Below are 6,831 nucleotides of genomic sequence, written 5' to 3'. Positions count from 1 at the left end.
AAGGGGGAAAAGGTCTTTGCTCCCGGCGGCCCTAAAGGGGCCGGCGTCGGGAAGGGTGTAACGGTGCGGGGCGGCGGGTCATTCCACCCGGGCTCCCGGCTCGTGGTGCTCCGGGGGGTGCCGGGTGTGTAACCGGCCGGGCCGGCCACCCATTCCGCAGGCTCGCGGCGGATGCTCCCGGTGGGATGCGACCGGCGGACGCTCCCGGGGGGGATGCGACCAAGGCCTGTCAGGCGTTCCCGGCGGCTGCCGCACCCCTACGACCCGGGGTCGCGGCGGCATGCCAGGTATAACGACCCCGCCCGACCCACGATTCCGCCCCCAGGGTGGCGCCGGCCACGGGACAGCGACACCCACACCCGACAGCCGCCCCAGGGTTGGACCCGCCGAACCGGACACCACGCCCAGCCGGCGCGGACCGCACCCATCCGCCCCAGACCGGATCTCCCCCCGAACACCCCGCAACCAGGCACCCTCAACCGGACCGCGCCTCGAGCCCACGGCCCGTACCCCACCCCGAGGTGATGGAAGTCCATCACCCACCCGACACGACCCCCAAGATCCCCACAACGTCAGGGAAACTGCTGCCTCACCACACGCTGACACAGCAACATCCCCGAAACTGCGCGGATCTTGACCGGCTGGCCCGGTCCGGAGCGCGCAGTGGTCCTACGGTCTCGACATGTGAGTGCAAGGGTGGCCGACGGGTCCCCGGGGCCCCTGCTGCGCGGCCGATGCCCCGGGCGCCGCACAGGCGGGCGAATCGGACAACGAGTCAGGTTCGTCCCAACCCGCCATTGCTGGGCGAGGGGCAAGCGGCGCTCTCTGTGGCCAAGAGACCGCGCCGGCACCCAAGATCGTGCTCGATCCGCGAAACAGTCCCCTCATGCGCCTGCCGAAGGCACTACATCATGGATCGAGCACGATCATGCGGGGCGTGTCGAGCGTGCGTGGAACCGGCACCTGCGGGGGCTCGGCCGCCGCTGCGACACCGATTCGGGGGGTAGCGGGACTTGCCGCGCACCATCACCGAAACTGCTGCCTCACCACGCGCTGACACAGCACCTTCCCCGAAGCCGCGCGGACCTTGACCGGCTGGCCGGCTCGCCCGACGCGCGGGTGGGGCAGCCCGACCATGTCGGACTGCCCCACCCGTGGCGCAATGGCGAAACTCAGAACCCGAGGGCGCCCCGCCCGCCGACGACAGGCAGTCGCAGCTCACTGTCGTTCGGCGCGACCCGCAGTTCGGTGCCACCCAGCGGCAGCAGGGTGTACTCCTGGTCGGTGGAGAACACGACCACGCCGATCCGGTGGCCCGCCGGGAAGATGTAGTCCTTCGGCTCCATGGCCCACCGGTAGTCGTACAGCTTGCCCTGGCGTACCGGCGATGTCCGGTCGGCGCTCTTGCGGTTCTGCGGGTCCATCCAGCCGCGCGTCACCACTGTGGGCGCGGCGGTCGACCCGGCGGGACCGTAGTCGACCAGGTACGCGGTGAGGTTCGCGTCCGGCTTGTTGTCGATGGCCATCCGCAGCCGCATCTCGGGGCGACCGGAGAACCGGACGTCCTGAGCCAGCGCGGGGGAGAGGTACGCGAGTCGGTTGGCGCTTGCCGTGTCCGGGTTGGCCACCAGGGTGCCCGGCGTGATGGTCCGGCCCTCGTCGACGAAGCGCTGTTCGACAGTGGCCTTCGGCGGCTTGCCGGTGGTCAGCGTGCCGGGTGCGGTGGTGTCGGTGGCGGCGAACCGTAGCGCGACGTCGCGCGCGCCCGGGTCGGGCCAGTTGGCGTACGTGGTGTAGGCCCGGTTCTCACGCTGGATGACGGCGGTCGGCTCGTCCATGATGCCGTTGCGCACGTTCCACAGCCAGAAGTCGAACCAGCGGTTCTCGGTCTGCTTGTACGTCCAGGTGCGGCCGTCGGGCAGGGTGACCGACGCGCTGCTGCCGGGGCCGCCGTGCCCGCCCTGGTGCAGCCAGATCTTGCGGGGTACGTCCCGCTCGGCGAGCTGGTCCCACCAGTTGGCGAAGTGCCCGGTCTTCACGTTCCAGTCGTTGAGGCCGTGCACGACGAAGACGCTCGCCTTGACGTCGCGGGCGTCGAGGTAGTCGCGCTGGCGCCAGAACGGCGAGTAGTCACCGGTGGCCCGGTCCTGCTCCTCGGTGATCTTCGCGAGTTCGTCGGCGCAGGTGCCCTCGGCCCGTGCCTGCCCGGCCGTGTACTGGGCCAGGACGTCGAGGTCCTCACCCTGGAACGTCCCGGGTGCGACGACCAGACCGTTGGCGCGGTAGTAGTCGTACCAGCTGCTGATGGCGGAGACCGGCACGATGGTCTTCAGTCCCTTGACCCCGGTGGTGGCCACCTGGTTGGGAAGCGTCCCGTTGTAGGAGACGCCGGTCATGCCGACCGCGCCGGTGGTCCAGCCGGCGGTGACCGGGGCGCCGTTCGCGTCGTACCCCTTGGCGCGGCCGTTGAGCCAGTCGATGACGGCCTTGGTGCCGAGGGTCTCGGCCTGGTCGCCGCTGGTGGGGCAGCCGTCCGAGTCGCCGGTGCCGATGCTCTGGCCGAGCACCACCGCGTACCCGCGGGGAACGTAGTAGTCGTCGAGCGAGCCGGGCAGGTTGGCCTTCGCCTGGGCGCGCTGGGCGCCCACGTCCATCGCCCGACGTCCGGAGCCGGTCAGGCCGTTCTGCGGCAGGTCGTCGACGAGCACGCTCGGGTAGGGCACCTCGTCCCAGGTGCCCTTGCGGTACGGGCTGTGCTCGAAGATGACAGGCACCTTGAAGCCCTGGGTGGCGGTTTCCCGGGGGCGGGAGATGTCGATCGCGACGCGGTCGGGTCGGCCGTCGTGGTCGCTGTCCACAGGGGTCTGGACGAACACCCGCTCCTCGATCGCGTCGGCGAGCGAGAACACCGGTTGGGTCATGCCGTCGGCGACCACGATGCCTGTGGGCGTGGTGGCCGTGGGCGGGGCCGCCGCCGCGGTGGGGGCTGCGCTGAGCACCAGGGCGCCGGACACACCGACGCTCAGTAGGGCCAGGTGGCGGGGTCGACGCATGCGCGTCTCCCTTCGGTCGGGCTGGTAGCCGGGTCTCGGCAGGACGAATCGTGAAGATCCATTCGCCCGTCATGCTAGGTGCGGGTGGGCGATCCGTCGATCCCTTCGGATGGGGATACGGCTTCCGTTCATATTGGAAGGCTGCCCGGCGGCGCGGTAATCGAACAGACATCGAACTGATCGTGGTGCCGACACACGACGGAAACCCAGGCCAGAACGCGTCAGAAATGCGTCGTCGCGGGGCTCCGAAGATCACGTACACAGACTTATGATCTCGCGAGATGTCGCCCGAAGAGGCGCATTTGTCCACATGAGACAGGGAGCGAGATGCTCAAGAGAACGCGCTGGCTGCTGGCCGTCGCCGTCACGGCCACGGCGCTGACCGCCGTACCGGGCGGCCCCGCCACAGCCGGCCCCAGCGGTGCCACCCCGACCGGCACACCGCACACCTCGGCCGGCGGAACCAGCCACACCGTCACCCTGCTGACCGGTGACGTGGTGACCGTGCGGAGCACCGGTTCCGCATGCCCGCAGGCCACCGTCCGGCCGGCCGACGCGAACGCGGTGATCCGCCAGTCCTGCGGACCGGACGGCCACCTGCACGTCGTCCCCGCCCGCGTCGCGTCCCAGATCGGCTCGACCCTCGACCCCGACCTCTTCGACGTCACCGCGCTGATCGCCGACGGGTACGACGACGAGAGCACCCCGCAGCTGCCGGTCATCGTGCAGCCCGCGACCACGTCCGCCCGGGTGGCCGGGCTCGGCGACGTGCTGTCGCTGCCCAGCATCGGCGCTGTCGCTGGCCACGTACCCAAGAAGAGCCCCGCCACCGCGAAGCTGGCCACCGACTCGCTGCTCGCCGGCGCGAAGAAGGTCTGGCTCGACCGCAAGGTCCGCGCGACGGCGCTGACCGGCGGCCAGCGCGGCGACCTGGACCGCAACCTGGGTCAGATCTCCGCGCCGCAGGCGTGGAAGGCCGGCTACACCGGCCGGGGAGCCCGGGTCGCGGTGCTCGACACCGGCGCCGACTTCACCCACCCCGACCTGGCCGGCCGGGTCGTCGCCCGCGCGGACTTCACCGCCGAGGGCGGTGACGCCGTCGACCACAACGGCCACGGTACGCATGTCGCGTCGACCATCGCCGGCACCGGCGCGGCCGCCCACGGTCAGCGTCGCGGCGTGGCGCCGGACGCCCAGCTGGTGATCGGCAAGGTCCTCGATGACAACGGCTACGGTGACGACTCCGGCATCATCGCCGCCATGGAGTGGGCCTCCACCCGGGCCGACGTCATCAACATGAGTCTCGGTGGCAGCGACCCGGACGACGGCAGCGACCCGCTCTCGCTCGCCGTCGACGGCCTGAGCCGGCAGACCGGCGTCCTCTTCGTCATCGCCGCGGGCAACAGCGGCGGCGCGATCTCCTCGCCCGGCTCGGCTACGAGCGCGCTCACCGTCGGCGCCGTCGACCGCGACGACCAGCTGGCCGACTTCTCCAGCCGCGGCCCGCTGGTCACCAGCCACGTGGCCAAGCCGGAACTTGTCGCGCCGGGTGTCGACATCGTCGCCGCCCGGGCCGCCGGTACCAACCTCCAGGACCCTGTCGACAGGTACTACGAGGGCATCAGCGGCACCTCGATGGCCTCACCACACGTGGCCGGCGCCGCCGCGCTGCTCGTCCAACGGCACCCCGACTGGACGGGCGAGAAGATCAAGGCCGCGCTCGTGGGCGCCGCCGACCCGCTGACCGGCGTCGACCCGTACGCCGTCGGGGCGGGACGCCTCAACGCCGCCCGCGCCCTCGGCGGGCCGACCAGCGACCAGCCGGTGGTCAACCTCGGCACCTTCGCGTACCCGCAGTCCGGGACGAGCGAGACGAAGCTGAGCTGGACCGGCGCGTCCAGCCCGGCGACGACGGTCCTCGACCTCGACGTGTCGATCGTCAACCACGATGGTCAGCCGGTGCCGCGCGGCGCGGCGAAGCTGTCCACGGATCGGGTGACGCTCAAGCGGGGTGCCACCGCGAGCGCCGTGCTTCGCCTCGACCGGGCGGCGCTGGGCAACCGGCCGGGTTTCTACCTGGCCACCGTCACCTCCCGTTCCGGTCGCACGCTGGTCTCGACCACCCCGGTGAGCTTCCACGTCGAGCAGCCCAGCTACGACCTGACGATCCGGACGAAGCCGATGCCCGGTCTCCAGGAGGGCGCGGAGAGCTGGCTCAACGTCCTGGTCACCAACCTCGCCGACCCGCTGATCTACTACGGCGGGCCGAGCGGAACACCCGGGGAAACCTTCACCACCCGGGTGCCGGCCGGCCGGTACGCGATCCTCGGCTCCTCGGTCGCCTACTACGTGGACAGCGACGTGCTGGAGACGACGCTCGTCGGTGAGGCCGACCTGAACGTCACAGGCGACCGCAGCCTGACGCTCGACCCGGCGCGGGCCAGGCCGGTCACGGCGACTGTCGACGGGGTCGCCACCACGCCCACCCGGGTCGACGTCACGAACGTCCAGACCGCGCCGAACGGCCTGTCCTGGTGGCACCAGATCAGCGGGTACGGGACCGCGACGTCGGTCCGCGCCTCGGCGCTGCCGAAGCCCGGCGTCGGATCCCGGCGCACCTGGGCAGCGGTCAACCTGAACTCGCCAGCCGGGACGGCCGAGCCGTACCGCTACAACCTGGTGCACGAGTACCCGACCGGTGTTCCGGCCGACCCCTCCTACCGGGTGACCAGGGCCGAGCAGGCGAAGCTCGCCCGGATCGACGAGCGGTTCCACCAGATGGACTCGGAGGGGATGGTCACGCAGCTGATCCGCAGCGGCTTCACGCCGGACGGGGTGCCCGTCACGCAGACACACGAGGGGGACCTGCCGCCGTACCGCACCGACTATCTCTCGCCCGGCTACCTCTGGGCGGACGAGGGAGTCTACGGTGGCCTGTCGGCCCAGGAGGCCGCCCGCGGCTACCAGCCGGGCAGTCGCCAGACCAAGGTCTGGGCACGCCAGCCGCTGCACTCCGACTGGTACGACGAACCGGCCGGCGCCGCCTGGAGCTGCGCCAGCGCGCCGTCGCGGACCCGGGGCAACCTGCACATCGACCTGGTGTCACTGACGGACCAGCACCAGCGGGCCGACTGCCTCCAGGGCGCCTCGATCGGCGTGAACCGCACGCTGTCGGTCTACCGCGACGGGAAGCTGGTCGAGCAGCGGGACCGCCCGCTCGCCGATGTGACGGTGCCGCAGCAGATGGCGGACTACCGGCTGAACCTCGACGTCGAGACGAGCCTGATCCTGCCGATCTCGACAAGGGTCACCACCTCGTGGACGTTCCGGTCAGCCGGGCCGGACGGGACCGGGAGCGTCCCGTTGCCGCTGCTCGCGGTCGACTACGCCCTGCCGATGGACACCGGCAACCACGCCACCGGCGGAACGGCCGCACTGGCCGTCCGGCAGGCGCGCGGCACCAGGGCGCAGAAGGTGACGTCGTTGCAGGTGTGGACGTCGATGGACGACGGCGTCACCTGGACGTCGGTCCGGGTCACCGGCAGCGGTGACGGCTACCGGGTCGAACTGCCGAAGGCCACCTCCGGGCAGGCCGTCTCGCTGCGGGTGAAGGCCGCCGCGAACGGCGGAAGCGGCATCGACCAGACGATCATCCGGGCGTACCACGCCGGCTGACGGTGATCGCGGTGGTGGGGGGGGGGCGCCCCCCCCCCCCCCCCCCCCGGGGGGGGGGGGCCCCCCCCCCCCCCCCCCCGGGGGGGGGGCGCGGGGCGGGCCG

Annotated in this window: 2 protein-coding genes; one reads left to right on the top strand and one right to left on the bottom strand. The window is 71.6% G+C overall.

Going from position 1 to position 6,831, the window contains the following annotated elements:
* Positions 1-1,172: 1,172 nt before the first annotated feature.
* The gene (locus ACZ6N8_RS31120) at positions 1,173-3,053 is read right to left on the bottom strand and encodes a Xaa-Pro dipeptidyl-peptidase (RefSeq protein ID WP_466014633.1); all 1,881 of its coding nucleotides are present in this window, start codon (positions 3,051-3,053) and stop codon (positions 1,173-1,175) included.
* Positions 3,054-3,380: 327 nt separating this feature from the next.
* Here ACZ6N8_RS31120 and ACZ6N8_RS31115 point away from each other — a divergent pair, with 327 nt between their 5' ends.
* Positions 3,381-6,728, top strand: a complete 3,348-nt coding sequence (locus ACZ6N8_RS31115; RefSeq protein WP_466014631.1) for a S8 family peptidase — start codon at positions 3,381-3,383, stop codon at positions 6,726-6,728.
* Positions 6,729-6,831: the final 103 nt, after the last annotated feature.

This window comes from Micromonospora sp. NPDC047521 (assembly GCF_055587305.1).
Note: the sequence above shows the minus strand (reverse complement) of the source record. Positions and strands in the feature narration are given on the sequence as shown.

Bases quoted from the DNA above. Each gene is read 5' to 3' on its own strand.
- ACZ6N8_RS31120 (WP_466014633.1), bottom strand. From the start codon at position 3,053: ATGCGTCGACCCCGCCACCTGGCCCTACTGAGCGTCGGTGTGTCCGGC.
- ACZ6N8_RS31115 (WP_466014631.1), top strand. From the start codon at position 3,381: ATGCTCAAGAGAACGCGCTGGCTGCTGGCCGTCGCCGTCACGGCCACG.